The organism is Rhodococcus sp. NJ-530, from assembly GCF_003860625.1.
Lineage (GTDB): Bacteria > Actinomycetota > Actinomycetes > Mycobacteriales > Mycobacteriaceae > Rhodococcus_F > Rhodococcus_F qingshengii.
The window spans coordinates 44,856-66,603 of sequence record NZ_CP034156.1 but is presented as its reverse complement, the minus strand read 5'-3'; the positions used below and the strand labels follow the sequence as shown (position 1 = coordinate 66,603).

The 21,748-nt window shown below is 61.2% G+C and carries 12 protein-coding genes and 5 pseudogenes; 13 read left to right on the top strand and 4 right to left on the bottom strand.

The genetic code is table 11. From position 1 onward, the window contains the following. The first annotated feature begins 250 nt into the window (after positions 1-250). The 4 genes and pseudogenes from EHW12_RS31860 (at position 251) to EHW12_RS31845 (ending at position 5,535) form a co-directional block, all read left to right on the top strand. Positions 251-1,834 carry an NlpC/P60 family protein gene (locus EHW12_RS31860; protein ID WP_125053192.1) on the top strand — a complete coding sequence of 528 codons (1,584 nt, stop codon included), beginning with the start codon at positions 251-253 and terminating at the stop codon, positions 1,832-1,834. Between the two features lie 580 nt (positions 1,835-2,414). Further along, positions 2,415-2,861 (top strand): rhodanese-like domain-containing protein, encoded by a 447-nt coding sequence (locus EHW12_RS31855; RefSeq protein WP_064444962.1) that lies wholly within the window; start codon positions 2,415-2,417, stop codon positions 2,859-2,861. 317 nt (positions 2,862-3,178) lie between these two features. After that, positions 3,179-4,899, top strand: a pseudogene (gene ctaD / locus EHW12_RS31850) (cytochrome c oxidase subunit I). Between the two features lie 78 nt (positions 4,900-4,977). After that, entirely contained in the window at positions 4,978-5,535 is a 558-nt protein-coding gene (locus tag EHW12_RS31845) for a hypothetical protein (RefSeq protein ID WP_125053190.1), read from the top strand. A 187-nt stretch (positions 5,536-5,722) separates the two neighbouring features. Here EHW12_RS31845 and EHW12_RS35630 read toward each other — a convergent pair whose 3' ends face one another. Together EHW12_RS35630 and EHW12_RS35625 are read right to left on the bottom strand one after the other, a co-directional pair. Continuing rightward, complete coding sequence (locus EHW12_RS35630; RefSeq protein WP_231783881.1) at positions 5,723-6,115, bottom strand: DMT family transporter; 393 nt, start codon at positions 6,113-6,115, stop codon at positions 5,723-5,725. Between the two features lie 211 nt (positions 6,116-6,326). After that, a pseudogene (locus EHW12_RS35625) lies at positions 6,327-6,704 on the bottom strand (DMT family transporter); the annotation flags it as partial. Here EHW12_RS35625 and EHW12_RS31835 point away from each other — a divergent pair. From EHW12_RS31835 to EHW12_RS31825, 3 genes are all read left to right on the top strand, one after another. After that, a complete protein-coding gene (locus EHW12_RS31835; RefSeq protein ID WP_030537341.1) occupies positions 6,695-7,975 on the top strand; it encodes an IS256 family transposase in 1,281 nt (426 codons plus the stop codon). The pseudogene EHW12_RS35625 and the gene EHW12_RS31835 sit on opposite strands and share 10 nt — an antisense overlap. Positions 7,976-8,194: 219 nt before the next feature. Next, the gene (locus EHW12_RS31830) at positions 8,195-9,238 is read left to right on the top strand and encodes an IS110 family transposase (RefSeq protein ID WP_125053188.1); all 1,044 of its coding nucleotides are present in this window, start codon (positions 8,195-8,197) and stop codon (positions 9,236-9,238) included. A 622-nt stretch (positions 9,239-9,860) separates the two neighbouring features. Next, the gene (locus EHW12_RS31825) at positions 9,861-10,337 is read left to right on the top strand and encodes a hypothetical protein (protein ID WP_125053186.1); all 477 of its coding nucleotides are present in this window, start codon (positions 9,861-9,863) and stop codon (positions 10,335-10,337) included. 168 nt (positions 10,338-10,505) lie between these two features. Here EHW12_RS31825 and EHW12_RS31820 read toward each other — a convergent pair whose 3' ends face one another. Continuing rightward, on the bottom strand, positions 10,506-12,290 hold the full coding sequence (locus EHW12_RS31820; RefSeq protein ID WP_125053184.1) for an N-acetylmuramoyl-L-alanine amidase: 1,785 nt from the start codon (positions 12,288-12,290) through the stop codon (positions 10,506-10,508). Positions 12,291-12,419: 129 nt separating this feature from the next. Then, positions 12,420-14,592: pseudogene (locus EHW12_RS31815) on the bottom strand (MMPL family transporter). A gap of 368 nt (positions 14,593-14,960) precedes the next feature. Between EHW12_RS31815 and lnt the strand changes: the two are divergent. The 6 genes and pseudogenes from lnt to istB all read left to right on the top strand — a co-directional run bounded on the left by lnt (position 14,961) and on the right by istB (position 21,686). Further along, positions 14,961-16,483: pseudogene (gene lnt / locus EHW12_RS31810) on the top strand (apolipoprotein N-acyltransferase). Positions 16,484-16,732: 249 nt separating this feature from the next. Beyond that, on the top strand, positions 16,733-17,446 hold the full coding sequence (locus EHW12_RS31805; RefSeq protein WP_084326704.1) for a M23 family metallopeptidase: 714 nt from the start codon (positions 16,733-16,735) through the stop codon (positions 17,444-17,446). Between the two features lie 130 nt (positions 17,447-17,576). Continuing rightward, complete coding sequence (locus EHW12_RS31800; protein ID WP_164490665.1) at positions 17,577-18,218, top strand: TlpA disulfide reductase family protein; 642 nt, start codon at positions 17,577-17,579, stop codon at positions 18,216-18,218. Between the two features lie 194 nt (positions 18,219-18,412). Beyond that, a pseudogene (gene ccsA / locus EHW12_RS31795) lies at positions 18,413-18,860 on the top strand (cytochrome c biogenesis protein CcsA); the annotation flags it as partial. A 493-nt stretch (positions 18,861-19,353) separates the two neighbouring features. After that, positions 19,354-20,895, top strand: coding sequence for an IS21-like element IS1415 family transposase (gene istA / locus EHW12_RS31790; RefSeq protein WP_030538069.1), 1,542 nt, complete (start codon positions 19,354-19,356; stop codon positions 20,893-20,895). After that, the gene (gene istB / locus EHW12_RS31785) at positions 20,895-21,686 is read left to right on the top strand and encodes an IS21-like element IS1415 family helper ATPase IstB (RefSeq protein ID WP_003944771.1); all 792 of its coding nucleotides are present in this window, start codon (positions 20,895-20,897) and stop codon (positions 21,684-21,686) included. The genes istA and istB overlap by 1 nt, the downstream gene beginning before the upstream one ends. The last annotated feature ends 62 nt before the right edge of the window (positions 21,687-21,748 follow it).

Genomic DNA, 21,748 nt, shown 5'->3' with positions numbered 1-21,748 from the left:
TGCACCCGACATTCCTGACCAAGGCGCGGTGGCGATTCCACGCAGCGGGTGCGAACGGTCCCGAGGTCAGGAGCATTGCTGTTCTGGTCCAATCCGGTAGGACGGCACGGTCAGCCGATCTGTGGTGCTGTGGTGCCCGAGGGGAACATGTGACGCTTTTTGTCATATGGGGCAGTTGGTGATATTTATCTACTATTGTCCTTAGTATGTGGGTGTCGAGTTCAGCTGAATCATCGAGGACGGGGTGTGTGTGAGGCAACGGAATCGACCCACGCGTGCTCGCACGAGAGTCGCTCACACCGTCCTCGCTCTGGCTCTCGCAGGCTCGATCGTCGCAACCATTCCCGGTATCGCGACAGCGGTTCCCCCACCGCCACCGAATCCGAGCGATTCCGAGTTGCAACAGGCGGACTCGCGCGTGGATCAAACTCTGCGCCGCATCGGTGATCTGATCAACGACGTTGCGTCGGCGAATGCGCAACTCGCCGAGATCGCCGCCCAGGTTGCGATCAAGCGGGAGGATGTGAACAAGGCGTTGGTGGACCTTCAGTCATCACGTGATGTCGCGGTGGCCGCTACTGCTGCTGTGGCCGCTGCACGCACCGACATGGGAGTGGCTGGGCAGGCGATCGAGGTGGCGCAGCAGCAGTTCGACGATTTCGTCGCCGCCAGCTACAGGCAAGGCAGCACCGCTGGCTCGCTGACCGTCTTCCTCGGAACCGACAGCCCTGACGATCTCTTGGCCAAAGCTGATCTGGTGCGGATGATTACGAAGAAACATAACGCCGTGATGGACGAGCTTCAGCGCGCACGAACGACGCGCTCGAACACGGAGTCTGTGGCACGCGCGGCCCAGGCCACTGCCGACGCCGCTGCAGCGAGAGCAGAAGACAACAAAGCCCTTGCAACGGAAGCAATCCAGCGCGTGACGGATGTGCAGAAGTCGGCAACAGACCAACAGGCAGTGGTCATGAAGGAGCGCGATTCGGCGCAAAGCGAGTTGGATGCAGCGAGAAACAGCGCGACGGGACTGCAGAACCAGCGACAGGTCTACGACCAATGGGACACTCAGCGCCGAGCAGACGAAGCAGCCACTGCAGCGGCGATCGCAGCAGCTCAGCAAGCAGCAGCGGAAGCTGCGACTCGGGTTGCTGCGGATCAAATAGCACGTGATCGCGCCGCGGACATCGCCAGCAGACAGCGTCCGCATACACAGATCAACGATGGCCCCTCGGAGACGAAAGTGCCATCGGCGACGGCGCCACCACCGACTCCTTCTCCGACCAAGGCTCCGCCGCCGCCGCCGTCGGTGACGACGCCACCATCGACTGCTTCTCCGACGAAGGCTCCGCCGGCCGCGACGACGGATCCCGGGGATGGTGAGGGGGGCAACGGCCAGAATTCGGCCACGGATGAGGGTGCCATCGAAACTGTCATCGACCGGGCCATGTCGCAACTTGGTGTGCGCTATTCGTGGGGAGGCGGAGACGCGAACGGGCCGACCTTCGGTATTCGTGACGGCGGAGTGGCGGACACTTTCGGTGATTTCGAAAATGCAGGCTTCGACTGTTCCGGAATTATGATCTACGCGTTTGCTGGTGTAGGAATTTCACTTCCGCACTACTCCGGGTACCAGTACACCGCGGGAAGGCAGGTGCCAGCTTCTCAAATGAAGCGAGGTGACCTGATCTTCCACGGGCCCAATGCAAGTCAGCACGAGGCGCTGTACCTTGGCAACAATCAGATGCTCGAATCCCCGCAGTCCGGCGATGTGGTCAAGGTTTCCCCGGTGCGTTGGGATGGCATGGTTCCTAACGTGACCAGGCTTCTCTAGGCGCTCTTCACCGTCGGCGGTATGGGTAGGCTTTCGAGGTCGGCCGAAAACATTGCACGCGCGTCGTTCACATGTTTGTGCTCCGAAACTGGACACGTGCGGTCGAGCTGCCCGTAAGGTGGGGCAGACTTTGTTGTGGGCCCAGCTTTTCGCGGGCCTCAACTCGACAATGCCGGGTCGGCCAAGTCGGTCCCGCAGAGCATTGTCAACCCCGCATTCGCAGGTTCGAATCTGGAAAGCAATTCCTGCCTAGGTGAATCGAAGAGTGGTGGGGTGAGATTCGGGTAGAACCGCGCGCGACGCCTAGTTCATTCCCGATTGAGGCGACTTGGTGGGATTCTCTCGAGAGGCTCCGCGAGGACGAAACCTTCTGGGCAGAATCGACTTTGGCGAGTTTCAGGTAGTTGCAGTGGAGCCGATCTCCCCTGGCATTGCAGATCGACTCGATATACTATGTGTGGTAGTAGTTCATTTCGGCGCGATGGGGTCACCGGGTCATGAGAGCACGGTTCGCCGAATCGTGAGACAGGTGCCGTGTATGGGCAAGGTGGCGTGGTCAGTGGGTCGTTCGCGTTCTCGGATGCAATGGCGTAGAACTCGCAGGGGTGATCGGTGGATCGGCGTCTCGTTGCTCCTGGTCGTCCTTGTGTTGGTAGCCGGTTGTGGAACCGACGTTCCGGCATCCATGCGTGTCGAGCAGGGCGGACTTCCGGTGACGGTCGATGTTCCTACCTTCGCCAGCGCGGTCTCCTCGCAGGACTATTTCGTCGTGGACGTTCATGCGCCGGACGAGGGGTCGATTCCGGGGACGAATGCGCGGATTCCCTTCGATCAGCTGGATCGGCGTGCTGCAGAACTACCGCGCGAGAGATCGACTCCGATTGCCGTCTACTGCATGACCGGAAGAATGAGCGAAATTGCAGTTCGAACGCTCTCCGTATTGGGGTTCACGGAGATAGTCGAACTCGGCGGAGGAATGAAAGCGTGGAAGGCGGAGGGCCGAGATCTGCTGCCGCCCGGCGAGTAGGAACATAGCTGCTCTCGTCGGGCGAGCGGTCTTCGGTGTGACGAGCGCTTTCCTTGTCGAGCGCGCAAATCCTGCCCACTCGGTCCGGAGGCGCGACGGTGTGGTGATGGCCGAATTCGTGCTCCGCCCTTCCGCGATCGAACCGGCATCCCATTTGTAGTCGCCGCCGTTGTGAACATCAACGATGGGAAATGGTGCAGCCAAAGGGATGTGGCGGAACCTGCGGTCCACCCGACCCTCAATTACTATGAAACATAGTAGTTCGTTTATGTTCGCCATGTGTCTTTATGAACGACTCGACAGGAAGCAGGCAACTCATGATCGTCCTCGCACCCACGCCGGTGGTCGCGCGGCCTTACCCTCCGAAGGGAGCCAAGGGGTCGTTCATCGTCAAAATGATCACCACGACCGACCCCAAGACGCTCGGAGTGATGTACCTGTTCACCTCGTTTGCCTTCTTCCTTATCGGCGGGTTGATGGCACTGATGATGCGCAGCGAGCTCGCAATACCGGGGATGCAGTTCCTGTCGAACGAGCAGTACAACCAACTGTTCACCATGCACGGCACGATCATGTTGCTGCTCTATGCGACGCCGGTCGTGTTCGGCTTCGCCAATTTCGTTCTCCCACTGTAGATCGGCGCGCCCGACGTCGCATTTCCGCGGTTGAACGCCTTCAGCTACTGGTTGTACTTGTTCGGAGCGATTATCACGACGGCTGGCTTCGTCACCCCAGAAGGTGCAGCCGACTTCGGATGGACTGCGTACACACCTCTGAGTTCGGCTGTCAGTTCGCCGGGTGTGGGCGCGGACATGTGGATCGTGGGGTTGGCGCTGTCGGGATTGGGGACCATTCTCGGCGGTGTCAACATGATCACGACGGTCATCTGCCTTCGCGCGCCGGGAATGACGATGTTCCGCATGCCGATCTTCACTTGGAACATCTTCATCACGTCCATCTTGATCCTCATAGCGTTTCCCTTGCTCACTGCAGCGTTGGCCGGCCTCCTAGTCGACCGTCAGTTGGGTGGGCATTTTGTTCGATCCAGCAAACGGAGGAGTCTTGCTGTGGCAGAACCTTTTCTGGTTCTTCGGACACCCCGAGGTGTACATCATCGCGCTGCCCTTCTTCGGCATCGTGTCGGAAATATTTCCGGTCTTCAGCCGCAAACCGATATTCGGCTACACAGGACTGGTCTACGCAACGCCTTGCTATCGCCGCCTTGTCGATCGCTGTCTGGGCTCACCACATGTACGCGACCGGCGCGGTCCTTCTCCCCTTCTTCTCCTTCATGACGTTCCTCATCGCGGTCCCCACGGGGGTGAAAATATTCAATTGGATCGGGACAATGTGGAAGGGACAATTGACTTTCGAGTCGCCGATGCTGTTCTCGATCGGTTTCCTGATCACCTTCCTCTTCGGCGGTCTTTCGGGGGTGCTGCTGGCCAGTCCACCGCTCGATTTTCAGGTCACCGACAGTTACTTCGTCGTGGCACATTTTCACTACGTGGTCTTCGGCACGGTTGTGTTCGCCACCTACGCGGGGATCTACTTCTGGTTCCCCAAGATGACTGGCCGCATGATGGACGAGCGGCTGAGTAAATGGCATTTCTGGACGACGTTCGTCGGATTCCACATGACCTTCCTCGTGCAGCACTGGCTCGGCGCCGAGGGGATGCCGCGCCGCTACGCGGATTACCTACCCTCGGACGGTTTTACGGTGCTGAACTCCATCTCGACCATAGGATCCTTCGTCTTGGGTGCATCCACCTTGCCGTTCATCTGGAACGTCTTCAGAAGCTACAGATTTGGTGAGGTCGCACCGTCGACGATCCGTGGGGCTATGGCAATTCCCTCGAGTGGGCGACCAGCTGTCCGCCGCCACGTCACAACTTCACCGAGCTTCCCCCCCATCCGCTCTGAGCGTCCGGCGTTCGAGATGCATTACCCACATATGGTGGATCGGATGCGCGCTGAAGCTCACACCGGAAGGTTCCATCCCACAACGAGCACGATGTCGGGGAACGGATTCGAGTGAGCCGTCTCGTCCGCAAACTGCACGTACGCAATATATGTCGCACGTTGTCACAGGAAGAAGTGAGGATACGAAGTCGCTATGAGGCAGGACTCAATTTCGGTGATGACTGTGCCGGCGACAGATGAGACGACAGCCGCACTGACCGATTGGTTGTTACGCGAACTCTTACCGCTCATGTTTGCCGGCGCGGGCCTCCGTTGCCCTGCCTCGACACTGCGCAAGCTCCCCTCTGTCACCGCACGTCGTATTCGATCGCCGTGGAGACTTCGCTTTCACGCACGGGCACTACGGACGGCGATCGGCGCTGCGGAAGCACGACTGGCCGGCAACTATGCCGGGGCGATCGAAGATCCGACGCACGGCAGCGCCGGGGTCGCCGTCCCACCCACACGGGTGATGCCAGAGCAGGTGATGGACGCGGTGGCGCGACTGAGCGGCGATCTGGACGAAAGTGGCTGTGAAATAGCATCATTGGCCAATCGTGCGCTGTTCGCGGCCGGTGCGGTCATCGGTACCGGCCGGGGTGATCTGTCGACACCGGATGCATACTATTCGGTCCGTGATTCCTACTGCGGGGTGCTTGCACGGCTGTGGAGTACGGACCTCGAGGTGCACGTCCAACTGCGGAACCGATGACGAACTGCCGTGCGGAAGATCGGAACGGCCACCGGCGAGAGAAGTCATTCGTTTGGACAACGGCGATTGAGGACCGTCGTTGCATCGGGGAAGTCGTACCGGCGGCGACTGTTCACACGGACGGCGTAGTTGAACCGTCGACGTGAGGTAGCGGTACCAGAACCGGGGCGGGGAGAGGTGATCGTGGTCATCGATCATCGAGGGGTGGATGTGGAGGCTTGCGGTGGACCTCGACCTCAGGCTCGGCTGAACCTGAGTCTGCAACATACAAGTGGCCCGGTGGACCCGCCCCGGCGGTGGCATGTTTCGTGAGGGCCACCCGCATACTGAGCAGAACCAAGACAATTCCGGTCACCACCCATCCGTCAGGTCGTTCGCGCAGGGCCGCTATACCGATGAGCACGCCGAAGACGGGTACAAGAAACATCCAGGGTGTGAGCGAGGACAGAGGGCATCGCCGGGTCTCTACGAACCAGGCCAAGGTGGTCGCTGCAGTCGCGATCAACCCGAGAAAAAGCAGAACTGCCACGAACCGTGGAGTCCAGTCGATATGCGGAACGCCCTCGGTGACGAATGCCACGCTCGCCAGGACCGTCCCCCCCGAACAATAAATGTGCTGCGCTCGCGACCACTACGTCGCCGTCCAATTGGCGCACCATCAGTGTCCCCGTAGTGACCGCGGCGGCGGACAACAGCGACAACACCGCACCCTGGCCGCCGCCGCCCGGGACCGCCACCACCAACAACCCTCCGAACCCGACCACCAATGCCAAGCCGGTCCGGGCCGTCACACGCTCGCCGAACAGCCACCAGGCAGGTAGCAGAATCAGCAGCGGCTGCGCATTCGCGAGTACAGCAGCAGTACCGGTTGCGAGCCCGGCGATTCCGGCGAACATCGCCCAGAACGCCAGGCTGACGTTGACAAGCCCGAGGAGCCCGATCCTGCCCCAGCTAGCTGCGGACCGTGGCAGTGATCGGCGCTGGGTGATGGCAACAACAGCCAGGGCTGCTCCACCGAGCAGGGCTCTCAGTGCGGCGAACCACAATAACGGCGCGTCACGGAGCCCCCACCGGACGCCGAGAAAACAGGCTGGGACTGTTTCGTAATCGGTGTTTTGGCCCGAGACGCTGAGTGAATGCTCGGCGAGGAGGTGCCGAGATGACGACACTGGAGAATGTTACGAAGAAGAGGGCCGAGCCCTCCGCGGAAGCTGCGGCGGCCGCGGAGTTGGTGCGCCTGGCCAAGGAGCAGGGCCTGTCGCTGACCGGGCCGGACGGTTTGCTCAAGCAGTTCACTAAAACCGTTCTGGAAACCGCACTGAACGAGGAGATGACCGAGCACCTCGGGCACGACAAGAACCAAGCTCCGGCCGATCGGGAGTCTACGAATATTCGCAACGGGACTCGGTCGAAAACGGTGTTGACCGAGGCCAGTGGGCATGTCCCGATCGAGGTCCCTCGTGATCGGGAAGGGACGTTCGAGCCGCAGATCGTCAAGAAGCGCCAACGTCGATTGAACGGGGTCGATGAGATCGTGTTGTCGTTGTACGCCAAAGGATTAACGACTGGTGAAATCAGTTCGCATTTCGCTGAAATCTACGGGGCCTCGGTCTCGAAGGAGACCATCTCGCGGATCACCGACAAGGTCCTCGAGGAGATGCAGGACTGGTCTGCCCGTCCGCTCGACGAGGTGTACGCGGCAGTTTTCGTCGATGCGATCGTCGTCAAAGTTCGAGACGGGCAGGTCGCAAACCGGCCGATCTACGCGGCGATCGGCGTCAGTCTCGACGGACGGCGCGACGTGCTCGGATTGTGGGCCGGCACCGGCGGTGAGGGCGCCAAATTCTGGATGTCCGTGCTGACGGACATTCGCAATCGCGGCACTCGGGATGTGTTCTTCCTGGTCTGCGACGGATTGAAAGGCCTGCCGGAAGTCGTCGAGAACGTATGGCCGGCCACGACGGTACAAACGTGCGTCGTGCATTTGATCCGCAACACCTTTCGGCTCTCGGGACGTCAACACTGGGACGCACTCAAACACGATCTCAGACCGATCTACACGGCACCGACCGAGGCTGCCGCTCACGCGGGGCTGGACGATCTCGCCGAGCACTGGGGTGAGAGGTATCCGGCGATCATCCGATTGTGGACCAACGCTTGGCAGGAGTTCATTCCGTTCCTCGATTACGACACAGAGATACGGCGAGTGCTCTGCTCTACCAACGCGATTGAGTCCCTCAATGCCCGCTATCGGAGGGCGGTGAAAGCTCGTGGCCATTTCCCTACCGAGGCGGCTGCGCTGAAGTGTCTGTATTTGGTGACACGTTCGCTCGACCCGACAGGCAAGGGCCAGGCACGATGGATAACGAGGTGGAAGCCCGCTCTGAACGCGTTTGCGATCACGTTCGCCGATCGTTGGCCGGGATCGGAAACTTACTGATGGAAAACCGCCGAAACACCGTTAAAGCCAGTGTTTGACTGGAGCGGTCCGGTGGGTTCGCTCCACCTGTTATTTGCCGTTGGTGGCCATTATCTGTAGTGCGGCCCGCCGGATGCCAAGGACCGGCCGGCGTGGCTTGAGAGGAGCGTGGAATCGCCCCTGACTGGGATGTGCCCACCGGCCGATCCCTGATCCCCTCAAGGACAAGGAGACGGTTCAATGATCACTCTGGGAGTCGATGCGCACAAGCGCACCCACACCATCGTCGCGGTCGATCCCAACGGTCGCCAGCTGGCATCGAAGACGATCACCACGACCACAAAAGACCATCTGGGACTGCTGACCTGGGCCGAGCAGTTGGCCAAGGGCAACGGTCTGCTCTGGGCAATCGAAGACTGCCGGCATCTGTCGCGGCGGCTCGAACGCGACCTTCTCGCTGCAGGCCAGTCGATCGTGCGGGTGCCACCAAAGTTGATGGCCCACGTCCGTGACTCCGCTCGCACCTACGGCAAGTCCGATCCCATCGATGCGCTGGCCGTCGCACGGGCCGCTCAACGCGAACCCGACCTCCCCACGGCCCGATTGGATGGCCCTGACCGCGATGTGCGGTTACTCGGCGATCACCGTGAATCCCTTGTTGCAGAACGTACTCGGGCGATCAATAGATTGCGCTGGTATCTACATGAACTTGACCCGTCCTGGGAGCCGAAGGCCCGATCGCTGGATCGACTTGCCATCCTGGACAAGGTTTCGGCACACCTGAACCCGTTGACGGGAACTGTTGTGCGGCTTGCCCGCGGTCTGCTCGATCGGTGCCGCGCACTGACCGAGCAGATCAACGAGCTCACCGCAGAAATCACTACATTGGTAGCCGATATGGCGCCGTCTTTGATCGCGATCCCTGGCTGCGGAGCCATAACTGCGGCCAAGATCCTTGGTGAGACCGCAGGGGTCGATCGGTTCCGATCCAAGGACGCCTACGCCCGTCATAACGGCACCGCGCCGATGCCGGTCTGGTCCTCCAACAGGGCGCGCCACCGGCTCAGCCGTACCGGGAATCGCCAACTCAATGCGGCCCTGCACCGGATCGCGCTGACCCAGGCGCACTGGCATGAACCAGCAAAACAGATGATGAAACGCCGCAAGGCCGGCGGTGACAGCGGCATGGAGGCATTGCGTGTACTCAAACGGCGACTCTCTGACGTCGTCTACGCGGCCCTACGAACCGACCTCGCTGCGAGCGTCGAAACCGCTGCTGCTTGACAGAGGAGCTAGAGATAGACCCAACAGGCTCCGAGAGAAGCAGTGATCCAGAACATGCGTAGTCGTGCCGGGCGATGTGTGAATGGCGCAGTGAACCCGCTGTCACCGGATGAGCCGGTCATCGGGGGGTGTTTCCTGACCCCGACGCGGATCCGCGGCGCGATAGCGAGACACCAGCAGAGACCGGCTCGGCCCAGAACAGCGCCGTCGTGGGCGAATCGGCCCGCACAAGTGGATGGGTGACCGGGTTTGACGGCGCAGCGGTAGCGATTGTAATGGTGAGCTCCATCGGTAGCCCTCCTGTTCACGTGAGGCGGCGCAGTCCACGAATGTGCAAGGTCTGTGAGGGGTGTGACCGTGCAACGATCAGGTCATCCCATTGTGCGCCCGACGACGGGATGAAATGACGTTCGTCATCGGTGTGTCCAGCGCGTGCGGCGGTCGATAGACCGACGAGAGGTGCACTGAATATGGTGGAGATCTACGAGTGATGCGACCTGAACGTCAGGTGATACCCCGCCTCGGGTGGGATGCACGTCGATGTGAAGGATTGCCGTTTCCGGTCTTCTCATACAGTGAACTACTATCTCTTTTAGTAGTTCACTTCGAGGGGGCATCGGCGATGACGAATTGGTCGCTCTGGCGCTGGATCACGGCGTCGGCAGGGGCGGTGGTTGCAGCGCTCATCGTGGGCGTCCCCTCCGGGATAGTACCGACCTCGTTCTACCAGCGGATGACTCCGGTGCTGTGGTGGAACTATCCGGTGTGGATCGCGACCGCGATATTGAGTGGATTGATACTCGCGACGTACGTGCGCACTCAATCCAGTTCTGCAGCACCCTCGCGCGTGGGCATTGGCAGCAATGCGCTGGCTCTGTTGGCCGTCGGCTGTCCGGTGTGCAACAAATTGGTGATCATGACTGTCGGTGTGACAGGCGCGTTGAATCTGTGGGCACCGATACAACCGGTCTTGGGGCTGATTTCACTGGCTTTGACGGCGGGCGCGTTTCGGCAGCGGTTGAAAGGTGAGCGCGCCTGCAGAGTGCGCCTTCCTGTGTCGAAAGACTCGATCGGAACTGCGGTCCCCGAACGGTCCTAGGACGACATTGAAAGTTGCGATGTCCCGAGTGAGCCCCGAGAAGCCTGTCTCACTCCCGAATCCTGCGAGGGATTCGGGAGTGAGAACTCCACTCTTTGCGGTGGGCGTTCAATTGAGTCCGTTTCTGCGAGAGAAGGACTCGTGCCGTCCTTGACTCTCTCGGCGATGTCACGGTAGCCGAGAAACCGCTCCTGTATGTGGGTCGAACAGTAGTGACCCACCCACGAAATCGGAGCGTGGGCCGTTCACGGTGTTGTACTCATCGCTGATGGGGAGGCCGAGCGAGCTGTTCTCCGCGCCTGCGGCTTTCCATGCCTCGTAGATTCGGCCGAGCACTACCCATGCATTGCCGGCGATTTCGTAGATAGCGCCATTTTGATAATTGGTTCGGATGAGACCCCCGGGGATGGTCGAATCGGTTTCGCCCGGACCTCCCAGGGGCCCGTCCTGGGCGCCTGAGGCGACCCACTTCGTCGCGGTTGCGGACTCTTGTTGGTTCGAATGTGTTGTGCTGACAGGAGTTTTCAGGTCCGTGTTGCCGGAGGGGGTGGTGGCCTGTGGTGTCGGATCGGAACCGTCGCCGTATGAGGCCGCAATAGTTCGAATGGTATCCATTTGTGCGTACCCCTGTTCGCCGGGATCGGCGGTGTTGCCGAGGTCGCGGTGCGCAGAAATGATCGGGATGTCGACAGTGGCCCCTTCCGGGAAGGACGTGAATTCAGTTCCTTCCGAGTACATGGTCGTGCGTCCTAGGGGGTCCAGACCGGCCAGTTTCAGTCGCCACCCCAGAAAGGTTCCCACGGTGTTGATTTCGGACGAGGTCGGCTGGGTTGACGTGTAGTCGCCCATCATTGCCACGCCTACTGTGTTTTCATTGAATCCGCCGGTGTGTGCTCCCTGAACAGGCTTGTCCAGACCGCCGGCTCGACCTTCGAAGATTTGACCGTATTTGTCGACAAGAGCGTTGTAGCCGATGTCGCACCATCCGAGCGTTTGTGCGTGGTAGGCATAAATACCACGCACGATGTCGGCGGATTCTTCCTTGGAATACTCGTTGCTTCCGGCGGTGTGGTGAACGACAGCTCCCCCGAGGAACTCGTCGTAGACGGGTTCCTCGCATCGAAGGGACTCGTCGGCTCCCCATTGCGCACGGGTGATCACAGAGAATCCCGGACTTGCATTTGCGTCAGCTGATTTCAGGGGAGATGAGGGACCGCTGCCGGGCTCGATGAGTACGGCCGAGAGATCACCTTCTTGCGCTGGGGAGCGGACCAATGGCTGTGCCAGGGCCGCAGGGGTATAGGCAGTAGCGGGAGGCGCGGCGACGGGAAGCGGTGGGCGTGGTTGCTCACTCGACACGGCTGGATTCTGGATGGAGGGGACGAGGAGTTGAACGGTATTCGTGGTTCCGACGAATACCGGGTCGGTGCCTTGCACGTGCCCGCCCGCTGATGTGTCGGCTGGCGCGGTTGAAAGCCATGGGCCCCAGCCTCCGTCCGTTTGACGCGCTCGTACGGCCGCTGCCGGCGCCGTGGGGCCATTCGACGTCAATGCGACCATTCGAAACGGATCTTCCCGGGTGATCTCCTTGACCGACATCTCCGAAGGGATCTCCTGACTCGTCGACGGTTCGGAATCGACCTTCGGTCTCGAACGTGGATCATCAGTGGGCAGATCAGTGCCGGCGACTTCGGCAAGGACGTTCAATCCCAGCCTGAGCAAGGCTGAGAGGTCGATGCCTGTCAACTCTTTGAGTGGTATCGAGAGATCAGGAATGCTCGCAAGGGCAACGTCGGCTATCTGCGCCGCAGATTCGGAGGCCGACGAAGATTGTGCGGAGCGGACTTCGAGTGAGGTGTCCGTTGTGACATGGGAGACGAAGGGGCTGGCGACTGCGAGGGCTGCGACGGAGCCGAGGACCAGCGAGAATTTCGATCGTCGTCGTTGGGGCATATGGCAGAACTTCCTGTGATGCGGGAGTTTTCGGCGATTCGCACACCGACGTCGACCGTTGAGGTCCGGTGTCGACCGGGAGGGTCGGATGAGGCCCGGCATCGTCATTCTGCCATAAAGTCTCGACTGTTACTTGAGAGTTGTGACGTGGATGTGTTCGGCAGGTGGTGGCGCGGTCATGGGACGGCCGCCGATGCCGATCTGTGAATGGATGCGCGACAACCATTGAGGCGCCCACCAATTGGCGTCTCCCATCAGTTTCACCAGCGCCGGGACCAGGAGCATCCGTACGAGGGTGGCATCGAGAACCAATGCCAGAATCATTCCGACACCCAAGAACCTCATGATCGACAGTCCGGACAATGTGAAGGCTCCGGTCACGACGATCAGCAGAAGCGCCGCCGCGGTGATCACCCTGCCTGTGCGCTCGGCACCGATACGGACTGACTCTTCCGTCGTTGCTCCTGCGCTGTGGGCTTCTGACATTCGTGCCATGAGGAACACTTCGTAGTCGGTGGACAGACCGAACACGACTGCGAGAATGAGGACCACGAACGTCGCTTCGAGGGGTGCCGGTGTGACGCCAATCCACTGGGCTCCGTTGCCCAACTGGAAGATCCATGTCAACGCTCCGAAAGTTGCCGCCAGACTCAGGCATGCCATCGCCACAGCCTTGAGGGGCAGGACGATCGAGCCGAATGCAAGAAGTAAGAGCGCCAGCGTCGAGGCGATCATGATGGACACCATCACCGGAAGCCAGCGCTTGATCGCAGAGTTTCCGTCGTCGAAGGTTGCTTGGCTTCCCCCGACCAGATATTCCGTATCTGCAGGTGCAGGTAGTGCCCGTAGATTCGTAATCACGGCACTGGCTTGGTCGGAGGGGATCTCCGCGAAAAGCGCTTGGGCAATGATGGTGTCGTCCCTCGATGCGACGACGAATGCTTGGGCGATTCCGTCGATTCGGGCAGCAGCCGATACGACTGCGTTGACCTCTCCGGCATCGGGGATGGCTCCGCTCAGGCTTCGGAAGAGGAGGGTCGCTCCGTCTCCGGTGGAGGGAAATTCCTCAACCAAGGTCTGTGCCGCCGAGCGTGCCGGGTCGTCTGTGGGGAGGGCGGTGAAGGTCGCCTCTCCGAGTGAGGCGCTGGCCAAGGGCGTGGCCATGAGCATCAAGCCCGTCCCTATGGTGACTGCGACGATGACAGGACGTTTCATGACCCATGCCACGACCGTGCCCCAGAAACGGCGAGCTCTGGCTTCTCCTGAGTGCACGGCGTGTTTACGCCAGGTGAGCGCGTTGATTCGGCTTCCGAGGACGGCGAGGACGGCGGGGACCGCCGCGACGGACAAGATCGCGGCACTGGCGACCGCGGCGATTGCCCCGAAGCCCAACGATCGAATCACGGCTTGAGGAAAAACCAGCATGCCCGCGAATGCGCAAACGAGCAGCAAGCCGGAGAACATGACCGTTCTCCCGGCCGTCATGGTCGTCCGGAGTGCCGCTTCGCGAGCGTCGCCTCCGGATGCGGTGAGTTCTTCACGGAAACGGCTGACGATGAAAAGCCCGTAGTCGATCGCGAGTCCGAGCCCGATGAGAGAGGCAACATTGAGGGCGAACGAATTCACTTCGGTGAGTAGAGTCAGAAGTCGTAGAGCTGCAAGGGAGATGATGATCGCGAAGATCCCGACCAAGACGGGAACCGCTGCAGCGACCAACCCACCGAAGATGAAAATCAACAGAATAAGTGTGATGGGCAGTGCAATCGATTCCGCCCGGACGAGGTCGGACTGCAGCCGGTGGTTGAAGGCCGTCCCGACTATCGACCCCCCAGCGAATTCCGCTTGCGCTCCCTGGAGTTCGAGTAGGGGCAGCATCTCTGCAGTGTTCGCTTCTTGACCTCGAGGTCCTGGAGCGAGAGTGATTGCGATGGCGGCTTTGGCTCCGTCTGTCGAACGCAGAAGAAGTTGTTCGGGTGGGGTCGATGACCAATACGACTTCACCGAATGAGTGGGTACCGATGCGGTGAACTTGTCGAGCATCTCCGTTGCCCCGCTCGTGAGATCGGTGAGTTCAACACCTGCCGCGGGGTGTAGATCGCGACGATGTCGGGGTTTGTGGCCCGAAATTGGCCTCGACGGTACGCGCGACTTCGGCGGAATCGCTACCCGGATCGGTGAATCCGCTCTGCCCCATCTCGCGGAAGACTCCGATGCCCCATATCCCGCTGGCGGCGACTGTCACCATGATGACACCGAGAATCCACCAGGGGCGGGAGACGACGAACAATGCCCAACGTGCCATTTTTCTCCGTGATATCGAGCGGGACGGTGGATTGGATCGAGACTGTTCCCTGCGGCAAGACCCCGACGACGCCGATGCGCAACCGGTCTTGTCCATACTGTCTTCTTGACGGTATGGCGTTGCTGTGCAGGAACTTACGACCGAGTTCAGTGATGAACGGTCGACGGTGACGCACGGTCTGTCGGATGCCGAGCGTTGTACGGTGCGCCCGGAGAATCAAACCACATGTACTACTATGATGCATAGTAGTACATGTCGCGTGCGATGCGGATTCCGATACATCACGAAAGGCATCAATCACGATGGTCGATCTCGTCGAAAACGTCCCCCGTCGAACTCCGGTAGAGCAACCACCTCGTCGAGGGTGGATGCAGGTGAGCGGGCGGGCCGTGGGCGCAGTGACGGCGGGTGGAGCGCTGTATCTGAGTTTCCCTCCGTATTCAGCGTGGTATCTGGCTCCCGTCGGGTTTGCTCTTCTGGTGCTGGTCCTTCGCGGCCGATCGGTGAGAGCTGGCTTCGGGTACGGGTATCTCGCCGGATTGGCGTTCTTCGTCCCACTGCTGCCCTGGGTAGGTGTCTACGTCGGAGCGCTCCCTTGGCTGGTTCTTGCGGCGATCGAAGCATTGTCGATCGGGCTCTTCGGGGCGACGGCGGCGGCGCTGAGTCGACTGCCGTGTTCGGTAGTGTGGATCGCCTCGGTGTGGGTGCTCCTCGAAGGGGTTCGCTCGCGACTTCCCTTTGGCGGCTTTCCTTGGGGGCGTCTGGCATTCGGTCAGGCGGACGGTGTGCTGTTGCCCCTGGCCGGCGTAGCTGTGGAGCCCCCGGCCTGAGTTTCGCCGTCGCGCTCCTGGGCTGTGGACTTGCGGGGCTGATAACAGCGTTGAGCGGTCGGCACTGGATGCGAATGTTCGCATGCATGGCGATTGTGACCGTTCCGCTGATATCGGCGATGCTGCTTTCCGCACGTCCTACGCCCGCACCTGCGGCGATGAGCACAGTTGCCCTCGTTCAAGGAAACGTCCCACGGCTTGGTCTGGATTTCAACTCCCAACGCCGCGCGGTGTTGGACAACCACGTCGCAAAAACAAAGGAATTGGCCAGGGATGTCGACGCGGGACGGCTCCCTCGGCCGCAGTTGGTGATCTGGCCGGAGAATGCCTCGGATATCGACCCGTTACGTAACGGTGATGCGGCAACGAGCATCACCGATGCTGCGCGAGCGGTTGGTGTGCCCATTTTGGTCGGTGCGGTGCTGACGCGCGAGGACGGAACGACCTTGAACAGCGCGATCGTATGGGACCCTGCTTCCGGGCCCGGGGAGCAGCACGTCAAACGAAAGCTCGTCCCGTTCGGTGAATATCTGCCGCTACCCGGTGTGATGAATGCGCTGTCCTCGTATGCCGCTCGAGCGGGAAAGTTTGTGCCGGGTGACGGAAACGGTGTCGTTACTCTCAACGGCACTCCCACTGCCGTGGCCACATGCTATGAGGTCGCATTCGACGACCTGGTGCGGGACTCGGTGCGAAGCGGTGCCCAAGTCATCACCGTCCCAACAAATAACGCGACATTTGGGCGTACCGATATGACGTACCAACAACTCGCGATGTCACGGGTTCGGGCGGTCGAACACGGGCGCCCCGTGCTTGTGGCCGCGACGAGCGGTGTCAGTGCGATCATCGAGTCCAATGGCGCCGTACTTCAGCAAAGCGGAATCTTCACCGACGACGTACTGGTAGGCGATGTTCAACTGCGCTCGGACATGACTCTGGCGACACGGATCGGTCCTGTGGCCGAAATCGTGATCTCACTGCTCGCGCTCGGAGCGCTGCTGGTGAGCGTGACTTTTCGGGTTACCCGCGCCGCTCCACCTACTAAGATGAATAGTAATTGAGAGCGGTTTCGTATATCGTTTCGTTACATTCGGATGGAGGCGCTGCTCAACGCGGGTGGTCCACATCGCAAAAACATGCGTGGTACGACAACCCGGAGGAGTGCAGTTTTGTCCCGTCACCGTAAGGAAGCCGGCGCCAAATCCCGGCACGTCAGTGAGCTCGTTGCAATATCCGTCGGGTCGGGAAACTGCCAGGTCGCCGTTCGTGGGAGACATCGCACGATTACGCGCCATGGAGACAATGCGGTCGTGGCAGCCACGATGGCAGTCGCGGCAGGAGCGCTGATCGCCGCGGGAACCCAGATCTCCGGCCCCGCCCTGGCAAATGCACACACGGTTCACGACGAGTCCGACCAGTCTCGTGCAACACCCGATCCGGCGTCCGACACTGTTGCGGATGCAGCTCCGCCGCAAGCACTCATTTCTCCGACCACGGCCGGTGCCGGCGAGATGGTCGATCAGCTTGCCAAGGGTGCATGGCTGGCGGAACAACGGGACGCGCTCGAATCCGCGGTCTCGATCCCCATCTCGACGGGATCTGTATCCACCGGATCGGCGGCGAGCACGATCAAGCCCGTATCAGGCACTCTCACTTCAGATTTCGGACCTCGATGGGGAACCACGCACACAGGTCTCGACATCGCGAACGAGATCGGGACTCCGATCTACGCTGTCGCAGACGGGACCGTCATCGATTCCGGGCCAGCTTCCGGATTCGGGTTATGGGTTCGGCTCCAACATGACGACGGTTCGATCAGCACCTACGGCCATATCAACGAAACCCTCGTCAGCGTCGGGCAGCAGGTACGCGTGGGCGAACAGATCGCGACAGTGGGAAACCGCGGTCAATCCACCGGGCCGCACCTGCACTTCGAGATTGCAGACCCCTCGGGGCAAAAGGTAGATCCCAAGCAGTGGCTTGCGTCTCGGGGTGTGGAAGTTACGGACTACACCAGTTCCTGAACTACGGCCAGGTGCACCCACCAGGCTCCAACGTGACGCCGAGACTTCATGTTTTTAACAACGCTTTCGGATTTGAGTCGACGAGAAGGTCGGTACCCGCCAGGTACCGACAGGGATGAAAGATGATCAGATGCGCACTCAATGGCGGTGGACGGTATTTGCTCTTGCGGTCGTCGCCCTGCTCATAGCAGCGATGTGGCCACGGGGACGCGAATCGACTGAAGTTGCGCAACCACCCGCTGCCACTGCCTCTCATGCCGGGGGATCTGCCACGGCCGACGGCGCTTCGCTCGCTGCACTTGCCGTCGCGGCGGCACTGCGTCCATGCCCCCTGCCTGATCCGCAACGGTCCGCCTCGGGACAGCTGTCCGGCGTGAATGTTTCATGCCTCGGGTCCCGGGAAAAATTCGATGTAGGAGACGCCCTCGCCGGCGAACCGACATTGATCAATCTCTGGGCGTCGTGGTGTGCACCCTGCCGAGAGGAAATCCCCATTCTGGGGGCTTATGCTGAGGAACCCGATTCAGTGAGGGTCGTCGGCGTCAACGTACAGGACAGTCAATCGTCAGCCTTGGCGCTGCTCGCCGACCTCGGAGTGCACTACCCCTCCTATGGCGACGCCGACGCGGTTCAAGGAACACTTGTCGCACCTCCAGTTCTGCCCCTGAGTTTCGTCGTGCAACGCGACGGCAGTGTCGAGCGGGTTACCGATCCTCCGGTCTTCCGCAATACCCAGCAAATTCGCGACGCAGTTGCGCGCATGGTGCGGTAATGCGTTGGGGGAGAACGAAAAAGCGGCCCCTGAACCGAACCGGAACTGCGTCCGATCGGGCATTCGTCGATCGTTGTCGGACTGACTGTAGTTTCTGACCAGCTCCCGAAAGTCGGGGACGGATGCGGGACGGCAGCTCGGTCGTGGGGATGGGTGCACGTTCGTCAGGCTGCTGAAGGAGCGAGTCGCCAGAGCTTCCGATCCACGTCTCGATCGTCTCGATCGGTAGTGGGGTCTTCCTGATCTCGGGTGTATCGAGCATGTTGTTTCTGCTCAGAGTCCGATGTGACGACCGTGGTGTCGACTCGAAGCTCGGCAGATGGTTGCATCGTCTACCCGAGGCAGACGTGTTGGATCGATTAGCTTACAAGACAACGATCTTCGCCTTTCCGCTCTTCGGAGCAGGCGTGGTTCTGGGCGGAAGCGGCCTGGGGTAGGTTCTGGGGGTGGGACCCCAAAGAAACGGTCTCGTTCATCGCTTGGGTGATCTACGCCGCCTATCTGCACGCGCGTGCCACTTCTGGTTGGCGTGATACCCGTGCCGCCTGGATACACGTTGCCGGTTTCGTCGCGATGCTGTTCAATCTCTTCATCATCAACATGGTCGTCTCCGGCCTCCATTCGTACGCGGGGCTCAACTGAGGGCGAGCGAGTGAAAAGTGGCGCGGGGCATACGGATCAGGGGGGAGCCCGCACCTGCACGGAGCCGATACGTCCCGCGGTGGCTCAGGCTGGGTATATTCGAGTGAAACCCGCGGCACAACGACTATTTGAGACCGTCGGTGACCGACCGTGCCCGAACTGCGCAACCGGGAGAGTGGCGCACCCATTCTGACATGAGTGTGGGAACGTGGTGGATCAAACTGTCAATCATGCGCACTTCCTGCCCTTACAAGGCGGAAGCCGTTGTGGGCGGCGCGTCAGGGAGTATCTTTGCCCGAGATCCTGCGCCGACACTCGAGTTCATCGTGTATCAGTGTCAACCTGATGTGGTCACACCTGTGTCGACGGCCATCGTAAGCTCCCCACTGGCGGCCATTTATGGCGCATTTTGTGGCCATGGTTTCTCCCCGCGTACGGCCAGATAGTTCCCCACCTGCTGTGAGTCAGATTCGGTCCCGGCAACGCTGGGTGGATGAAATCGAGCAGGGAGATCATGGAAATTTTGGAGGCGTACGACCTCACGGGTAGTTATCGGGCGGCGGCGGAGCTGGCTGGGTGTGATCACCACACGGTGGCCCGGTATGTGCAGATGCGCGCTGCGGGGCAGCCGCCGGACCGCCGGCGGCATCGAGCGCGGGCGATCGACGACTTTCTGCCGAAGATCGAGGAGTTGGTGGTCCGCTCGCAGGGCAAGGTCCGCGCGGATGTCATCCACGAACGGATCGTCGCGCTGGGGTTCACCGGCGGTGAGCGGACCACGCGCCGGACGGTCGCGGAGGCGAAGGCCCAGTTTCGGGCTGGTCGGCGGCGAGTGTATCGGCCGTGGGTAACCGAACCTGGGCTGTGGTTACAGTACGACTTCGGTGACGGGCCAACGATTTCCGGCCGGAAGACGACGTTGTTCTGCGCATGGTTGGCGTGGTCGCGATTTCGGGTGGTGATCCCGATCTGGGACAAGACATTGCCGACGGTGGCGGCGTGTTTGGATGCGACATTCCGCCGCTTGGGCGGGGTTCCGGTCTATGTCCTCACCGACAACGAGAAGACCGCGACGATCGATCACGTGGCCGGGATCGCGGTCCGCAATCCGGAGATCGTGGAGGTGGCACGGCATTACGGCACGACGCTGCGGACGTGTTTACCTGCTGATCCGGAGTCGAAGGGAGGAAGTGAGGCGACGGTGCGGATCGCCAAAGCCGACCTGTTGCCGAAGGAGGTGAACCTGCGCGAGCAGTATCACTCTTTCGGTGAGCTCGAGTCGGCTTGCCGGCAGTTCTGCACCGACGTCAACACCCGCGTCCACAGCTCTACTCGGCGGCGGCCGGTCGAGCGGCTGGCCGAAGAGTTGCAGCGGCTGCATCCGCTGCCGAAATCTCCGTTCACCGCGGTGTTCGGCACTACCCGGCGGGTGAACTGGGAGTCGACGATCTCGGTGGAAGGGGTGCGGTATTCGGTGCCGCACACGTTGATCGACACTCGGGTCTGGGCCCGCTTCCATGGTGAGGAGCTGATCGTGACCGCCGTCGACAATGATGGCGGTGCAGTCGAAGTCGCGCGGCACCGCCGCGGCCAACCCGGTTCACCGGTCCTCGACAACGACCACTACCCACCCCGCCCAGACCGCGACGCCGCCGACCGGGTGCCCAAGCCTCGTACCGCCGCCGAGCTCGCCTTCCTACAGTTGGGCCAGGGTGCCAACAGCTGGCTGGTCGAGGCTGCCGCCGCGGGAGCGCGCCGCATCAGGGCGAAGATGGCCGAGGCCGTGGACCTTTCGAAGCTGCACTCCCCGGACGCAGTCGACAGAGCGTTGGGGACGGCGGCGATGACCGGCCGGTTCGCCGATCGGGACCTGATCTCGATCCTCGACTACCAAGTCACCCACGAACACGCTGATCCGGTCCGTCGCAGCGAGAACCACACTCTGCAACCGGGCACCGCCGCCTGGTCCACCTTCGGCCAGACACCAGCGCCGGCCAGCCCAGCCACTACTGACGATGAAAGCGATGACGCCTGATGAGCACCCCTTTGCGCACTGTTACCAGCGCTAACGGCGACCCGTTGGCCGAGGCGATCGACCTGACTAAACGCCTGAAACTGCCCCATATCCGCAGGTCCTTGAGCGATATCATCCCGACCGCGAAAGCCCAACGCTGGGACCCCGCCGAAGTCGTGCGGGTTCTCCTCGCTGAGGAAGCCGCCGGCCGGGACCGGGCGAACCTGCACACTCGCCGCAAACGCGCGGGTTTCCCTACCGGCAAGACCTTCGGCGACTGGGACGAAACGAAATCGTCGATTCCCCGCGCCACCCAGGACGCGCTCCGCACCCTGGAGTGGGTCGGGCGGCGTGAATGTTTCTGCGTCTGTGGGCCTTCGGGAACTGGCAAGTCTCACTTCACCGAGGCACTCGGGCAGGCCGCAGTCGAAGCTGGGCTGGCGGTGTCTTGGTTCACCATCGAAGACCTCGGTGCCCTGGTCCGCCGGCACCGTGCCGACGACTCCATCGCCCGAGCCCTGACGAGGATCATCCGCTCCGACCTGATCATCGTCGACGACATCGGTCTGCTCCCGGTCTCTGAAGACGCCGCCGAAGGATTCTATCGCCTCGTCGACGCTGCCTACGAACGCCGAGCGATTGCCGTCTCAAGCAACCTGCACCCCTCCGGCTTCGACGAGATCATGCCCAAAACATTGGCCACCGCCACCGTTGACCGGCTCCTGCACCATGCGCACGTCGTCGTCACCGACGGCGACTCCTTCCGCCTCACCGAAGCCACCACCGGCAAGGGGGTGAAGCCCTTCAGCTAACCCAAATCAGAAAGCGGGTGGGGAAAAACAACTGGCCGCCACCGGGGAGAACCCGTGGCCAC